This is a genomic window from Curtobacterium sp. MCSS17_011, from assembly GCF_003224275.1.
Classification (GTDB): domain Bacteria; phylum Actinomycetota; class Actinomycetes; order Actinomycetales; family Microbacteriaceae; genus Curtobacterium.
The window spans coordinates 224,251-238,936 of the sequence record NZ_QKLE01000002.1 but is presented as its reverse complement, the minus strand read 5'-3'; the positions used below and the strand labels follow the sequence as shown (position 1 = coordinate 238,936).

At 71.2% G+C, this 14,686-nt stretch carries 13 protein-coding genes; 8 read left to right on the top strand and 5 right to left on the bottom strand.

Going from position 1 to position 14,686, the window contains the following annotated elements; all coding sequences use genetic code 11:
* Window positions 1-386: 386 nt before the first annotated feature.
* Complete coding sequence (locus tag DEJ17_RS02490) at window positions 387-683, bottom strand: hypothetical protein (protein ID WP_110891904.1); 297 nt, start codon at window positions 681-683, stop codon at window positions 387-389.
* Entirely contained in the window at window positions 683-1,939 is a 1,257-nt protein-coding gene (locus DEJ17_RS02485) for an inorganic phosphate transporter (RefSeq protein WP_110891903.1), read from the bottom strand. Before DEJ17_RS02485 ends, DEJ17_RS02490 begins: the two co-directional genes overlap by 1 nt.
* A 116-nt stretch (window positions 1,940-2,055) precedes the next feature.
* Here DEJ17_RS02485 and DEJ17_RS02480 point away from each other — a divergent pair, with 116 nt between their 5' ends.
* From DEJ17_RS02480 to DEJ17_RS02470, 3 genes are all read left to right on the top strand, one after another.
* On the top strand, window positions 2,056-3,744 hold the full coding sequence (locus DEJ17_RS02480) for a sodium:proton antiporter (protein ID WP_110891902.1): 1,689 nt from the start codon (window positions 2,056-2,058) through the stop codon (window positions 3,742-3,744).
* 52 nt (window positions 3,745-3,796) lie between these two features.
* Window positions 3,797-5,362, top strand: a complete 1,566-nt coding sequence (locus tag DEJ17_RS02475; RefSeq protein WP_110891901.1) for an ABC transporter permease — start codon at window positions 3,797-3,799, stop codon at window positions 5,360-5,362.
* 229 nt (window positions 5,363-5,591) lie between these two features.
* Window positions 5,592-5,879 (top strand): hypothetical protein, encoded by a 288-nt coding sequence (locus DEJ17_RS02470; RefSeq protein ID WP_110891900.1) that lies wholly within the window; start codon window positions 5,592-5,594, stop codon window positions 5,877-5,879.
* On the opposite strand, the gene DEJ17_RS02465 is transcribed toward DEJ17_RS02470, so the two are convergent.
* Window positions 5,876-6,388 (bottom strand): 8-oxo-dGTP diphosphatase, encoded by a 513-nt coding sequence (locus tag DEJ17_RS02465; protein ID WP_181421002.1) that lies wholly within the window; start codon window positions 6,386-6,388, stop codon window positions 5,876-5,878. The two genes, DEJ17_RS02470 and DEJ17_RS02465, sit on opposite strands and share 4 nt — an antisense overlap.
* Window positions 6,389-6,452: 64 nt before the next feature.
* Between DEJ17_RS02465 and DEJ17_RS02460 the strand changes: the two genes are divergently transcribed.
* Window positions 6,453-6,803, top strand: coding sequence for a tryptophan synthase subunit alpha (locus tag DEJ17_RS02460; protein WP_027464736.1), 351 nt, complete (start codon window positions 6,453-6,455; stop codon window positions 6,801-6,803).
* Window positions 6,804-6,822: 19 nt separating this feature from the next.
* Complete coding sequence (locus DEJ17_RS02455) at window positions 6,823-7,713, top strand: aminodeoxychorismate lyase (RefSeq protein WP_110891898.1); 891 nt, start codon at window positions 6,823-6,825, stop codon at window positions 7,711-7,713.
* A 219-nt stretch (window positions 7,714-7,932) separates the two neighbouring features.
* On the opposite strand, the gene DEJ17_RS02450 is transcribed toward DEJ17_RS02455, so the two are convergent.
* Entirely contained in the window at window positions 7,933-9,132 is a 1,200-nt protein-coding gene (locus DEJ17_RS02450; protein ID WP_110891897.1) for an amidohydrolase, read from the bottom strand.
* A gap of 79 nt (window positions 9,133-9,211) precedes the next feature.
* Here DEJ17_RS02450 and DEJ17_RS02445 point away from each other — a divergent pair, with 79 nt between their 5' ends.
* Together DEJ17_RS02445 and DEJ17_RS02440 are read left to right on the top strand one after the other, a co-directional pair.
* Window positions 9,212-10,426, top strand: a complete 1,215-nt coding sequence (locus DEJ17_RS02445; RefSeq protein ID WP_181421001.1) for a Fic family protein — start codon at window positions 9,212-9,214, stop codon at window positions 10,424-10,426.
* A 29-nt stretch (window positions 10,427-10,455) separates the two neighbouring features.
* Entirely contained in the window at window positions 10,456-12,627 is a 2,172-nt protein-coding gene (locus tag DEJ17_RS02440; RefSeq protein ID WP_110891895.1) for a S9 family peptidase, read from the top strand.
* 96 nt (window positions 12,628-12,723) lie between these two features.
* Here the strand turns inward: DEJ17_RS02440 and DEJ17_RS02435 are convergent, their stop codons facing one another.
* Complete coding sequence (locus tag DEJ17_RS02435) at window positions 12,724-14,253, bottom strand: CYTH domain-containing protein (RefSeq protein ID WP_181421000.1); 1,530 nt, start codon at window positions 14,251-14,253, stop codon at window positions 12,724-12,726.
* Window positions 14,254-14,311: 58 nt separating this feature from the next.
* Here DEJ17_RS02435 and DEJ17_RS02430 point away from each other — a divergent pair, with 58 nt between their 5' ends.
* Window positions 14,312-14,584 (top strand): mycoredoxin, encoded by a 273-nt coding sequence (locus tag DEJ17_RS02430; RefSeq protein ID WP_110891893.1) that lies wholly within the window; start codon window positions 14,312-14,314, stop codon window positions 14,582-14,584.
* Window positions 14,585-14,686 lie beyond the last annotated feature (102 nt).

The window sequence follows — 14,686 nt, the reverse complement described above, 5'->3', positions numbered from 1 at the left end:
GCGCCCGCCACAGGCCTCCCGTCGCTTCGTGAGCAGAAGAGGTCGGGTCGCGCTGCGGGACGCGACATCTTCTGCTCACCAAGCGCGCCGCCCGGGCGAGCGGGCGGAATACCGTGGTCGCCTTCGCGACGCACGGCGGCATTTCGCCCGCTCGCCCGCGACGGCCTGGAGGCGCGGTGCCAGGCCGCCACGGGCCTCCCGTCCGCCCCGCCGTCACGCCCGGACGCGAGCGGGCGGAATGGCGGGGTGGAAGCAGCGGCGGACACGGGCCTCCCGCCCGTCCGACGCTCGCGCTGCGGGCGCGGCGAATGCACGACGAGCGAGCAGAAGACGCCGGGTCGCGAGGGACGACCCGGCGTCTTCTGCTCACCCGGTGAGCGTTCCCGTCAGTGGAACTGCGGAACGATCAGGTAGATGCCGTAGAGCACGACGATGCCGCACACGACGAAGCACGCGACGGCAGCGGCACGGAGCGCTCGACTCGCCGCCGATGCGCCGGCGGGGTTCGGGAAGCCGGCGGTCGCCGGGCCGATCGTGCCGTCGTCCTTCACGGTGAACTTGCCGGCGCGGGTGTCGGCGGCACTCCACAGACGGAGGCCGACCGAGTACACGGCGACGACGAAGCACGCCGACACGACGGCGACGAGCGCCACGGTGAGGAACGCGAACCAGTCGATGCCCATCAGCGACGGCCTCCCTTGCGGGCCGCCATGCGACGGAGCGTGCGCTCACGGCTCAGTTCGGCGCGACGCTGTGCGACAGCGTCCGCGCGCTTCTTGCGCTGCATGTCGCGCAGCTCCTTGCGGGTGAGGACCGCGTTGGCGGCGACGTCCACCTCGATCGCGGACGCCTGCTCGTGCGGCTTCCGGAGGGACCAGAGGTACAGACCGAGGATGACCGCGGCACCGACCAGGGCGTCGATCACGAGACCCGCGACGCCCAGCCGTGCGATGGCTGAGGCGATCGCGCCCACCGCGGCGGCGGCCGGCAGCGTGATGAACCACGCGATGACGATCTTGCCGGCGGTCGACCACTGGATCTTCGACCCACGGCGGCCGAGACCGGCACCGATGATCGAGCCCGAGGACACCTGGGTGGTGGACAGTGCGAAGCCGAGGTGGCTCGAGGCGAGGATCGTCGCGGCGGTCGAGGCCTCGGCGGCGAAGCCCTGCGTCGCACGGATCTCGGTGATGCCCGAGCCGAGGGTGCGGATGATGCGCCAGCCGCCGGTGTAGGTGCCGAGGGCGATCGCCATCGCGCAGGCGACGACGACCCAGAACTGCACGCCCTGGTTCGAGGACTGCGCGCCCGATGCGATGAGCGTCAGCGTGATGACGCCCATCGTCTTCTGCGCGTCGTTCGTGCCGTGCGCGAGCGACACCATCGAGCTGGTGAAGACCTGTCCGATGCGGAAGCCACCGCGCTCGTTCGGGAACACCGGGCGCCGGGTGATCCGGTACGCGATGCGCGTCGACAGGAACGACACGAGGGCGGCGATCACGGGCGACGCGAACGCCGGGATGATCACGACCGTCATCAGCGCGACGTAGTTGACGGACTGGAACCCGGCACCGACGATCGCGGCACCGATCAGCCCACCGAACAGCGCGTGCGACGACGACGACGGCAGCCCGCGGAGCCACGTGATCATGTTCCAGACGACTGCCCCGATCAGGCCCGCGAAGATCATCTCCGGGCTGATGGCGACGCCACCGGGGCCCTCGTTGATCAACCCGTGCGAGATCGACGTCGCCACGGCGGTGCTGAGGAACGCACCGACCAGGTTGAGCACCGCAGCGACGGTGACCGCCACCTTGGGCTTCATGGCGCCGGTCGCGATCGGGGTCGCCATCGCGTTGGCGGTGTCGTGAAAACCGTTTGTGAAGTCGAAGAAGAGGGCCAACGCGATGACCAGGACGACTATGAGTGTGATGTCCACCGCGGGCAAGTGTCCCAGGCGTCGGCCCTTCGAGCAAACCTGACCCGCAACCTGTTGTTCACCGCAGCTTCACACTCGTTCAGCTTCGGAACCATGCCGATGGGAGAATGAGTCCCATGGACACCGCTGAGCTCCTCATCCTGCTGATCGGATCGCTCGCGGTGACGGGGTTCGCCCGGGCCAAGGGCCTCCCCGCTCCACTGCTCGTCACGGCGGTCGCGCTGGCCGCCTCGTTCCTGCCCGGGCTGCCCCCGATGGAGATCGACTCCGAGGTGATCCTCACGGTCATCCTGCCACCGCTGCTCTACTCGGCGGCCCTCGACGTGTCGTGGCAGAGCTTCCGCGGGTCCATCAAGCAGATCCGACGGCTCGGCATCTTCCTGGTGATCGTGACCGCGCTCGTGGTCGGTGGTGTGGCGTACCTGCTCATCCCGGACATGACGCTCCCGGCGGCGATCCTGCTCGGTGCGATCGTCGCCCCGCCGGATGCCGTGTCCGCCGCCGCGATCGGCCGGAAGCTCGGTCTCCCCCGGCGCGTCATGACCGTGCTGTCCGGCGAGAGCCTGATCAACGACGCGGCCTCGCTGACCCTGGTGCGCGTGTTCACGCTCATCATCGCGGGCACGTCGCTGACGGTCTGGCAGGACCTCGGGATCTTCGGGCTGGCGATCGGGGTGGGCCTCGTCGTCGGCATCGTGCTCGGCGTCGTCGTGCACTGGATCCGGATGCGCATCAACGACCCCGTGGTCGAGACGATCATGAGCATCCTGCTGCCCTTCGTCGCCTACATCCTCGCCGAGGACCTGTCCGGCTCCGGGGTCATCGCAGTGGTCACCGCGGGCCTGTACATCGGCTACAACTCGCCGAAGGAGGGCTACGCCACCCGATTGCAGGAGCGCCCGCTCTGGACGAGCATCGACGTCATCCTCGAGGGCTTCGTGTTCGCGCTCATCGGCCTGCAGCTCAACACCGTCGTGCAGGACCTCGTCGAGAGCGAGCGGAGTCTCGGGCAGACGCTCACCGCCGCGGCCGTCGTGCTCGTCGTCGTCATCCTGGTGCGACCGCTGTTCGTGTTCGAGTCCTACGCGCGCAACCGCATCAACGGGAAGTGGCTCCGGCCACTGCGGATCAAGCTGTCCCGTGGGCACCCCTCGCTGCGGTGGATGCGCGGTTCCGCCGAGCCGAAGCTCAACTGGCGGGAGCTCACCGTCATCTCGTGGACGGGCATGCGCGGCGTGGTGACCCTGGCCGCAGCCGTGTCCGTCGTCGCGAGTCCGACACAGATCCCGGCGCAGGACACGATCTTCATCATCGCCTTCTTCGTCACCGTCGGCACCCTGCTGCTGCAGGGACTCACCCTGCCGTTCGTCATCCGTGCGCTCAAGGTGCAGGACCCGGCCGAGGGCGAGGAGGACGTCCGCAGCGAGATGCGGCTCAACCAGCGCACCACCGAGGCCGCGATCGAGCTGCTCGAGAAGCGGCGTCCGGCGTGGGCGAAGCAGTACGGCTCGGAAGCGGTCGACTCCGTGGTGAACCGGCTGAAGGCGCGCCTCGAGCGTCAGGCCGAGACCTTCCGTCAGGACGCGGAAGAAGAAGAGGACGAAGGGCGGAACGTCGCACTGCGCCTCCGGGGCTCGCAGATCCAGGACATCCGACGCGAGCTCCTCGACCGCCGCCGCGAGATCGTGCTCGAGGAGCGGGAGAAGGGGAACCTCGACGAGGAGGTCATGCGCCGTGTGCTCGTGACCCTCGACGCCGAGGAGCTCGCGATGGACTCGGCGCAGGCGTCGCGCAGTCGCTCCTGAGCACCCCGGGCGTATCCTGGCGCTCCGATCGAGAGCAGGAGCAGAGCGCCGAGTGAGCACGCCGCGGAACGACGTCCCCAGGAACGACGACGGACCGGAGCGCCCCGGCGGTTCCCGTCCGACGCCACCGAAGCCGCGCGGCACCCGGCCTTCCGCACGGGGGACCAAGCCGCGTCGTGGTGGCAAGGTCGCCGGACACGCCCGTTCGGCACCCCGGCGGCAGGCTCCCGTCCCCGCGCCGCAGCAACACAGCGCGTACCGCCGCTGGTACTCGACGCTGCACCCGTCGCTGCAGCTCATCGGTCTGCAGCTGTGGATGCCGCTGTTCTTCATCGTCGGGTTCTGCCTGTGCTACGTCTTCGCCTTCCACGCCCCGCACCCGCACGACGTCCCGATCGCCTTGATCGGCAGTGACCCGACGTTCGTGCAGGCGGTGCAGCGGGCGTTGCCGGGCGAGTTCGTGTTCCACTCGTACGACTCGCTGGCGCAGGCGAAGCGCGACGTGTTGGGCGGCTCGATGGCGGTCGCGTACGACCCTGCGGCGAACGAGTTCTTCAAGGCCAGCGCGCACCAGTTCCAGGTCGCGAGCCTCGTGCCCGCCACCCTCACCGCGGTGCTCACCGGAATGGGCGTCGCGACCCCGAAGGTCACCGAGCTCGCACCGCTGCCTGCGTGGGACGAGTACGGCACCGTCGCGATGTACGTCATGCTCGCGTGGTGCATCGGCGGCTACATGGTCGCGATGTTCATCGGCATCATGGGCGGCCCACTCCGGCACCGCACCCGGATGACGGTCATCGTGGTCGGCGGACTCGTCATCTCGCTCATCACGAACACGCTCGCCGGGCCGGTGCTCGGCGCCATCCACGGGCACTGGATCCAGCTCGTGCTCATCGCCTGGGGGTGGATCGTCGCGATCGGCCTGGCGGTGAACGGCCTGAGCTACTTCGTCGGCCGGTTCATCGCCGCGCCCGCGATGGTCTGCTTCGTCTTCCTGTCCATGCCGTCGTCCGGCGGCGCCTACCCGAAGTGGTTCATGCCGGAGCCCTTCGCGTGGCTGAACAACGTCGTGGTCGGCTCGAGCATGGTCGACATGATCAAGCACCAGGTCTACGGCGTCGGCCCCGGCCCGGCCCGCGGCCTGATCACGATGGCCTGCTACGCCACGGCCGGCCTGGTGCTGATGTACTTCGGCAAGAAGTGGTGGGAGCGCCGACGGATCCGGGCGATCGTCACCGGCCGGACCACGATGTTCCAGGACGCCAACACCGCCAACCGCGAGTTCCTCGGCGGGCAGCGCGACGCCGAGCTCGAGCGCCACGGCCTGACCTCGACCGAGACCGGCACCCTGAGCGTGCTGCGGGACGACGACTGGGAGGACGAGCGCACCGGCGGCGACGTCTTCACCGGTGGTCGCGACGGCCTCGAACCGGGCGCGACCCCGACCGGTCGGATCGCCGTGGTGCGGAGCGGCGAACGCACCGGTCCGGTGCAACGGCCGGGAGGCGCGGGGACCGGACCGCGCACCCGTCCCGTCCCCCGCAGCGAGGGCTCCAGGGCGTCGGCTCGGTCCGACACGTCGGACGAGCCGCAGCACGGCCGGCACGCGGACCGGTAGCTCGTTCCTGACGATCGCACCGCTCGCGCAGACCGACTGCTTGCGCACTTTCCGACAGTGCACCAGTCGAACGACGCGAGTTCTGTCGCATGATGCACATGCATCTACTGCGTGCGCATGTTCCGACGATGCGCCAGTCGAACGACGCGCGCTCTGTCGCACGATGCACGTGCATCATCCGTGCCGGCACGCGGACCGCTGAGGTGCCACTGACGCGTATCCTGATCGGATGAACCCGCGCATCACCTGGCACCGCGTCCTCGTCACCGTCGTCGTCGTGTTCCTCGTGCTGACGGTCGGTTTCTACGCCGCGAGTGTCCTGCTCGCACCCGCCGACGGCCGCGGCACCGCGGGGCTGTTCGTCGGGTGGGCGATGTTCTCGATGATCGGTGCCATCGTCGTCGGCATCGTCGACTTCTTCGTGCGCCCCCTGGGCGGTCGGAGCGGCGACGCCGACGTCATGGCCGCCGCCGAGGAAGCACGCACCGGCAGCACCCGCACCCAGCGGACGCGCTAGTCGCCCACGCCGGTGCCGGTGAACCCCGACACCGTCGCGTCGTCCTCGGCGAACGTGAACCGCGCGCGGACGCTGCCCCCGGCGAGCACCCCCGGCAACCAGTAGCGGGCGTCGTCCCACATCGCGTCGTAGGGCACGGCGTCGACGGGGATCCACCGCGGCTCCAGTTCGTCGGAGCCCGACGGGTCTCCCTGCCAGCGGCGGCAGACGAAGACGTCCGAGACCTGGGACCAGGACGGTCGGTACGGGAACCGGTAGTCCAACGTGCCACGGGCCTCCAGGTCGACCGCGTCGAGCCGCAGGCCGACCTCTTCACGCACCTCGCGCACGGCGGTCTCGACCGCCGACTCGCCGGGCTCGCGCTTGCCGCCGGGGCCGACCAGACGGCCGGTGCCGAGGCCACGGCGCTTCTCCCCCAGCAGCACCTCGGGGCCTGCCTCGCCGTCGCGCAGCAGGTACACGACCACCACCCGGGGATGCTGGGACTTGCTCTCGTCGCGAAGCGTCACGCGTCCAGTGTGACCGATGGAGTGTCGTACGCTCTTCCCATGGCAGGCGTGCTGCGGGGGCACCATGGCTGAGCCCCGCAGGACCGGGCGCAGCCTCGAAGTGCTGCGCGCCGAGGCTGCCGAAGAGATCTCGATGCTCGTCGAGCACCGGAGCCGCCAGGGTGAGGACCCGTGGGAGTTCATGCCGACGCTCCCCACCGTCGACGAGCAGGTCGTGCTGATCCTGCGCGCGGACGCCGTCGACCTGGACGAGGCGATCGGCAAGCGGCACGCGCAGTGGTCGAGCCACCCGGCGTCGGGGCAGGGCACCCGGCTGGGCGAGGAGTACCACCGGCTGCGCCGGATCGCGCTGCAGCACCCCGAGCTGACGCCCGCCGTGTGGAAGCTGCTCGGCGCGCTGCCCGAAGCCGGCTGAGCTGCGGTTGGATGGAGGCATGACCGAAACCGTGCTCGCCGTCCTCAACCAGCCCTCCCGCGACGCCGCGCCGCACGACCCCGCGGCGGACGCCTTCACCTGGGCGAAGCCACTCGAGGAGCACGTGCAGGTGCAGGACCTCGGCGTCACGCGCGGTGACGGCGTGTTCGAGACGATCACGGTGATCGACGGCCGGCCCCAGGCCCTCGAGGCGCACCTCGCCCGCTTCGGCCGCTCCGCCGCCATGCTCGACCTGCCCGCCCCCGACCCGGAGGCCTGGCGCCAGGCCATCGAGGCCGTCTGTGCGCGCCTCGACCCGGTGCGCGAGGCCTTCGCCAAGACCGTGCTGACCCGCGGCGTCGAGGGCACCGCCCGCCCGACCGGCTGGGTGTACGCCGCGCCGTCGGGCGACTCCACCGCCGCACGCACCGAGGGCATCTCCGTCGTCGTCCTGGACCGCGGGTACCGGCACGACGTCGAGCGCACCTCGCCGTGGCTGCTGCAGGGCGCGAAGACGCTGTCGTACGGCGTCAACATGGCCGCCCTGCGCGAGGCCGTCCGCCGCGGCGCCGACGACGCCCTGTTCGTCTCGAGCGACGGCTACGTGCTCGAGGGCACGCGCGCCAACCTGATCATGAAGGTGGGCGACCGGCTCGTCACGCCCCGCACCGACATCGGGATCCTGGCCGGCACGACGCAGGCCGACGTGTTCCGCTTCGCTCAGCAGGAGGGCATCGAGACCGCCTACGAGCTCGTCACGCTCGCCGACCTGGCGGCCGCGGACGCGCTCTGGCTCGTGTCGAGCGTGCGGCAGGCGGCGCCGATCCGTTCGGTGAACGGCGACGCACGTCCGATCGACGCCGAGCTCACGACGCGCATCAACGACTTCCTGCTGGCGCGCGAGGTCTGACGCACGGTCTGACCGCTCGACTGGAAGACGCCGTCGTGTCCGCGAGACGCCGCGGAATCGGGAGGCGTCTCGCGGGCGTGACGGCGTCACGCCGAAACGACGGCGTCTCGCGACCGGGCACCTGACGGACGGGAGGCCCGTGGCGGGCCCGACACGGCCCTCCCGTCCGCGTGTGGCTGAGCCCACCGCGTCACGCAAGACGCCGGCGTCTCGTGGCCCCTACCAGCGCGGGGTGGTGACGCCGGCTCCGTCGGCCCACGTGAAGACGGGCTCGCCGTCGATCCAGACGCGCGTCGCGCGGCTGGTCGCGTCGAGCGGATCGCCGTCCCAGAGCACCAGGTCGGCGTCGTAGCCCTCGGCCAGGCGACCGACGCGGTCGCCGAAGCCGAGGAACTCCGCCGGGTTGACCGTGAGCGCCTCGAGTGCGGTCTGGGCGGGCAGGCCCTCCTTCACGGCGGCGGTCGCCTGGTCGACGAGCATGTTGATCGGCACGACCGGCGCGTCCGTCGTGATGGCGACCCGGACCCCGGCTGCCGCGATGGTGGCGAGGTTCGGGATCCCGCGGTCGCGGAGCTCGACCTTCGAGCGACTGGTGAAGAGCGGCCCGTAGATGACCGGGATGTCCTTCGCCGCCAGGACGTCGGCGATCTTGTGGGCCTCGGTGCCGTGGTTCACGACGAGCCGGTAGCCGAACTCCTCGGACAGGCGGATCGCGGTGGCGATGTCGTCGTGGCGGTGGGTGTGCTGGTCCCAGACGAGCTCGCCGTCGAGCACCCGGACGAGTGTCTCCTTCGTCAGGTCGCGGGCGAACGGCTCGTCCTTCGCGGCGGCGGCGTCACGGGCGGCCCGGTAGTTCTGCGCCTCGACGAAGGCGTCGCGGATGATCTTCGCGACACCGAGCCGGGTCGAGGGCGTCTGGCCCTTGCCGCCGTAGACGCGCTTCGGGTTCTCGCCGAGGGCGCTCTTCACGCTCACCGCGTCGGAGATGAGCTGCTCGTCGATCGTCCGGCCGCCCCACGTCTTGATGGCGACGCTCTGACCGCCGATCGGGTTGCCGGAGCCGGGCTTGACGACGATGCTCGTGATCCCACCGGCGAGCGCGTCCCGGAAGCCCTCGTCGTCGATGTCGATCGCGTCGATCGCGCGGACGCCGGCCGTGTTCGGCGCGGTCATCTCGTTCGTGTCGTTGCCGGCCTCGCCGTTGGCCTCCTCGTGGATGCCGACGTGTCCGTGCGCCTCGACGAACCCGGGCACCAGCCACGAACCGGTGGCGTCGACCACGGGCATGCCCTCGGGCGGGGTGACGTCCGGACCGATCGCGGTGATCCGGCCGTCCTCGACGACGACCGCGCCACCGTCGAAGGCGGGAGCGGAGACGGGGACGACGTGGGCACCGGTGATCGCGAAGGAGTTGCTCATGGCACCAACGCTACGCGGGGCGAGCGGGCGGAATACCGATTCCTGGCGCCGGACGTCCGGGCGGCCCTACCGTCGCGGGATGGCACACCGGAGCGAGACCTGGCCCACGCCCGAGTGGCCCGTCCACGACCAAGCGGAGCGCCCGTGGCGGAGCGCGGTCCGCGGATGCCGCGACGACCGGCTGGTGACCGCCGTGCGGGTGTCGCTGCCCCCGTTCATCGCACGAGCTCGCTGGACGCCCGACGACGACACCCTCGCGCTGCTCGACCGGAGTGCGAAGGCCCTGCGTTCCCTCGACGTCCACCACGGCTCCGGACTCGCGCCGCTCGGGTCCGTGCTCGGACGGACCGAAGCGGTGGCGTCGTCCCGGATCGAGGACGAGTCCGCGTCGATCGACGACCTGGCGCGCGCGCTCGTCGGCATCCGGGCGAACGCGGGCGCCACCGCTGTGGTCCGGGCCGGCGGCGCCGTCGAGCACCTGGTCTCCGCGGCGGACTCGGGCACCGTCACCGAGGCCTCCCTGCTCGAGTCACACCATCTGCTGATGCGCGACGACCCGGTGGACGGGCGGCACGCCGGCCGGTACCGCGACGTGCAGAACTGGATCGGGGGCGGCGCCACGCCCCGCGACGCCACGCACGTGCCGCCGCCGCCCGACCTCGTGGCAGCGCTGATGGCCGACCTGTTCGCGTTCGTGCACCGCGTGGACCTGCACCCGATCGCCCAGGCGGCCATCGCGCACGCGCAGTTCGAGTCGATCCACCCGTTCACCGACGGCAACGGTCGGGTCGGGCGGGCACTGATCGGGGCCGTGCTGCGGCGACGCGGGGTCACGACGACGGTGACGGCACCGGTGGCCATCGCACTCGCGGCTGATCGGCGGCGGTACTTCCGGCACCTGGAGCAATACCGTGACGGCCGGGTCACCGGGTTCGTGGTCGATCTGGCCCTCGCGATCGGGACGGTGTGTGACGAGGCGACGCTGAGCGCCCTGCTGCTCGCCGAGCACGACGCCGATCGGTCCACCGGCCCCTGCGCATCGGGGCCGCACGCCGTGGTCGGCAGGGCTCTCGCCGACGACCCCGTCCTGACCGAAGCGCACCTGGACACCCTGCTCACCGCCGACGAGGTCGAGCGCGTCACGCACGACCTGGTGCTGGCGGGCGTGCTCCGTCCGGTCACCGGTCGACGCCGCGACCGCGCGTGGGTCGCACCCGCCGTGGTCGCCGAGCTCGAGGCGTTCGAGCAGCGGGTGCACGCCGCTGTGGGCGGCCGCGAGCGTACGGCGGCCTGACCGGGGGTACGGGCGAATAGGGTGGGACGGTGAGCAACGAGCACACCGCATCCACCCCGCCCAGCGCCGCCAAGCGGCCCGTGACACGGACCCACCACGGCATCGACTTCGTCGACGACTACGAGTGGCTGCGGGACAAGGAATCCCCCGACACCCTGGCGTACCTCGAGGCCGAGAACGCCCACACCGACGCCGCGACCGCGCACCTCGCGCCGCTGCGGGACCGCATCTTCGCCGAGGTGAAGAGCCGCGTGCAGGAGACAGACCTCTCGGTGCCGGTCCGCATGGGCGACTGGTGGTACTTCACCCGCACCGCCGAGGGCAGTCAGTACGGTGTGCACTGCCGCGTGCCCGTCGCCGGCCCCGACGACTGGACGCCGCCCGCCGTCGTCGAGGGCGAGTCGACGCTCCCCGGCGAGCAGGTGGTCCTCGACGGCAACGCCCTGGCCGACGGCCACGAGTTCTTCTCCCTCGGTACCTACGACATCAGCGACGACGGCACCCGCCTGGTCTACGGCATCGACGTCGAGGGTGACGAGCGGTACACCCTGCACGTGCGCGACCTGGCCTCGGGGACCGACCTCGGCGACGCGATCCCGAACACCGGGGCCGGCGCCACGTTCGACCCGGCCGGGCGCTACGTGTTCTACCCCACGGTCGACGAGTCCTGGCGTCCGGACAAGATCTGGCGGCACACGGTCGGCACCGCGGCGTCCGAGGACGTCCTGGTGTTCGAGGAACCCGACGACCGCTACTGGGTCGGCGTCGGTGTCACCCGCTCCTCGCAGTACATCGTCATCGAGCTCGGCTCGAAGATCACGTCCGAGGCGCACGTCCTCGACGCCGCGGACCCGACCGGGGAGTTCCAGGTCGTCTGGCCCCGCCGCGAGGGCGTCGAGTACGAGATCGAGCACGCCATCGTCGGCGGCAGCGACCGGTTCCTGGTGCTGCACAACGACGGCGCCGAGAACTTCGAGCTCGTCGACGTCCCCGCCGACGACCCGACCTCCGAGCGTGACCGCCGCGTCGTCGTGGCGCACCACACCGAGCGCCGCATCGAGTCGGTCGACGCCTTCGCCGGACACCTCGCCCTGGAGTACCGCTCCGAGGCGCTCCCCCGCGTCGCGATCATCCCGATCGAGGGCGACGGCTACGGCGACGCGCACGAGGTCCCCTTCGACGAAGCACTGTTCTCGGCGGGGCTCGGCGGCAACCCGGAGTGGGAGCAGCCGACGCTCCGCATCGGGTACACGTCGTTCGTGACCCCCTCCGAGGTCAGCGACCTCGACCTGGCCACCGGCGAGGTCACCGTCCTGAAGCGCCAGCCCGTGCTCGGTGGCTACGACCCGGCCGACTACGTGCAGGAGCGCGACTGGGCGACCGCGTCGGACGGCACCCGCGTGCCGATCTCGCTCGTCTGGCGTCGTGACGCCGTCGAGGACGGTACCCCGGCACCGCTGCACCTCTACGGCTACGGCTCGTACGAGCACTCGATCGACCCCGGCTTCAGCGTCATGCGCCTGTCGATGCTCGACCGCGGTGTCGTCTTCGCCGTCGCGCACGTCCGTGGTGGCGGTGAGCTCGGCCGGCACTGGTACGAGAACGGCAAGACCCTGACGAAGAAGAACACGTTCACCGACTTCGTCGCGGTCGCCGAGCACCTGATCGAGTCCGGCCGGACGAGCGCGGACCGGCTCGTGGCCGAGGGCGGCAGCGCGGGCGGGCTCCTGATGGGTGCGGTCGCCAACCTCGCACCCGAGCGGTTCGCCGGCATCCTGGCCGCCGTGCCGTTCGTCGACGCGCTGACGAGCATCCTCGACCCGGACCTACCCCTCACCGTCATCGAGTGGGACGAGTGGGGCGACCCGCTGCACGACGCCGAGGTCTACCGCTACATGAGCGAGTACACCCCGTACGAGAACGTCCGCGACGACGTGCAGTACCCGCGGATCCTCGCCGTGACCTCGATCAACGACACCCGCGTGCTGTACGTCGAGCCCGCGAAGTGGACCGCGAAGCTCCGCGAGGTCGGCGCCCCCGTGCTGCTCAAGACCGAGATGTCCGCCGGCCACGGTGGCGTGAGCGGGCGGTACGCATCGTGGAAGGAGCGGGCGTTCGAACTCGCCTGGCTGCTCGACGTGCTCGGGCTCGCCGACGAGACGCCCGCCGCCGCCAACGCCAACCCGATCGCCGCGGGCTGAGCAGCGCCACGCACTTCGTGAGCAGAAGAGGTCGGGTCCGAACGCGGGACCCGACCTCTTCTGCTCACCAAGCGAACAGTGGCGCGCGCGCGGCGCTCACACGCGGTTGAGCGCGTGCACCGCCTCGTCGTAGGACTCCTCGGCCAGTCGCACCCGGTCCCCCGCGAGCACCCCGTACCCGAAGGTGCCCTCACCCCCGCGCTCCGCGATGGCCGCGTTCGCCCGCAGGATGTCGAGGGCGTGCAGCGAGCGGACCCGTTCGGTCAGCACGTCGGCCGCCGTGCCGATCCGCTTCCACAGCGCGTGCGGGAACGCGTCGTCGCCGAGCACGTCCATCGCCATCCGGGCGCGCATCGTCTCCTGCCACGCAGCCTCGGTGGTGGTCCGGTCGGCGGCCTCGCGCTCGGCAGCGGTGTCCGAGGTGTCGTCGGCGACGGCGGCCCGGACGAGTTCGCGCACGCGCGGCTTCACGTCGGCGCCGACGTCCTGCGCGACCTGCTTCGGTGCGCGGAGCGACCACGCCGTCGGCGCCGGGCGCTCGGCAGCGTCGTCGAGGGCGTCGAGCAGTTCGAGGAACGGCTCGCCGTGCAGGAACGCGACGACGTCCCGCACCGCCTGGTCGCGACGTTCCCGGGTCGAGGCGAGGATGCGCTCGCGGGTCATCGCGTCGACCAGGTCGTCCTGCGCCGGCGACGACGCCCGCGGCAGCCGGTCGATCAGGTACTCGGCCAGCGCTGCACGGGCGGTGACGCCCGCCAGGCCGTCCGCTGCCTCGGCGGCGCGGTCGACGGCCTCGCCGTCGGGGAACGCCGGGCGGTAGGCGCCCAGGATCGCGGCGATCTCGAGGGTGGTGTCGGCCGCCTGCCGGAGGTCGGCCGTGTCGCCGGAGCGGAGCCGGGCCTCCTGGCCGAGCAGCGCGACGCGCAGCTTGCGCACCCGCTTCGCCAGGATGCGTGCGGTCGTGCCCTTGGCCGGCTTCTCCTCGGTCTGGAGGCGCGGTGCCGGAGCTCCTGCCAGCCCCCGTGCCAGCTTGGACGCGACGGCGGCGGGGCCGGCGCCGACGGCCGCGAAGCGCCCGTCGAGGGCCGCGAACAGCTCGTGGGCGATCTGCGGGTCGACGCCGTCGACGGTCTCGACCTCGACCTCGCGCCAGGTGCGCGGGGTCTCCGGAGCATCGTCGTCGAGGCGCTGGGCGGTGACCTGGTCGTCGGCGAGCTCGGCGATCTGGTCGCCGTCCTCGTCGAGCAGTCGGGTGACGGTGCGGGTGGTGGTGATCCGGACGACGGGCCGCAGCCCGCGACCGCGACGCTCCGTGAAGAGCGCGGCGAGGACCTCGTCGGGCACTGTGTCGGTGTCGTCGGTCAGGGGGAACTGCTGCTCGTGGCGGACCGTGTCCGACTCCGAGCGCTTGATGTGCCAGCCGGCGTCTGGGCCACCCGTACGGCGGCGGACGGTCACCCGCGCGGCCACCAGGTCGTACCGCTCGGTGTCCCAGTAGGTCGCGTCCAGTTCGAACGGCTCCTGGTGCTCGGTGCGGAGGATGCCGCCCGCGCCGACGAGGTCGGGGAGGGCACCACCCTCGGGCAGGTCGTAGGTGCGCTCGATCTCGAGGTGCGTGTGGCTCACACGCTCTTGTCTACCAGGCACTGCGAGGTTTCCCCGCACCCGGGGTTAGCCTGCAGGGATGAGCGACACGATCACCCGCGAGCAGTTCACGCCCGAAGCCGGCGGCGTCACGATGTTCACCACCACGTGGTGCGGCTACTGCGCCCGGCTGAAGAACCAGATGTCGAAGGCCGGGGTGCCCTTCACCGAGGTCGACATCGAGCAGACCCCGGGCACGGCCGAGCTCGTCGCCCAGGTCAACGGTGGCAACCAGACCGTGCCGACCCTGGTGTTCCCCGACGGCACGACGGCGACCAACCCGTCCCTGGCCGAGGTGCAGTCCCGCATCTGAGCGGCGGCCCTCCGGCACCCCTTCGCAAAACACCGGTGTTCACACTCCGAACACGCGCATGACGCGGTTCAGTGCACGAACACCGGTGTTTTGCTGTCCGGG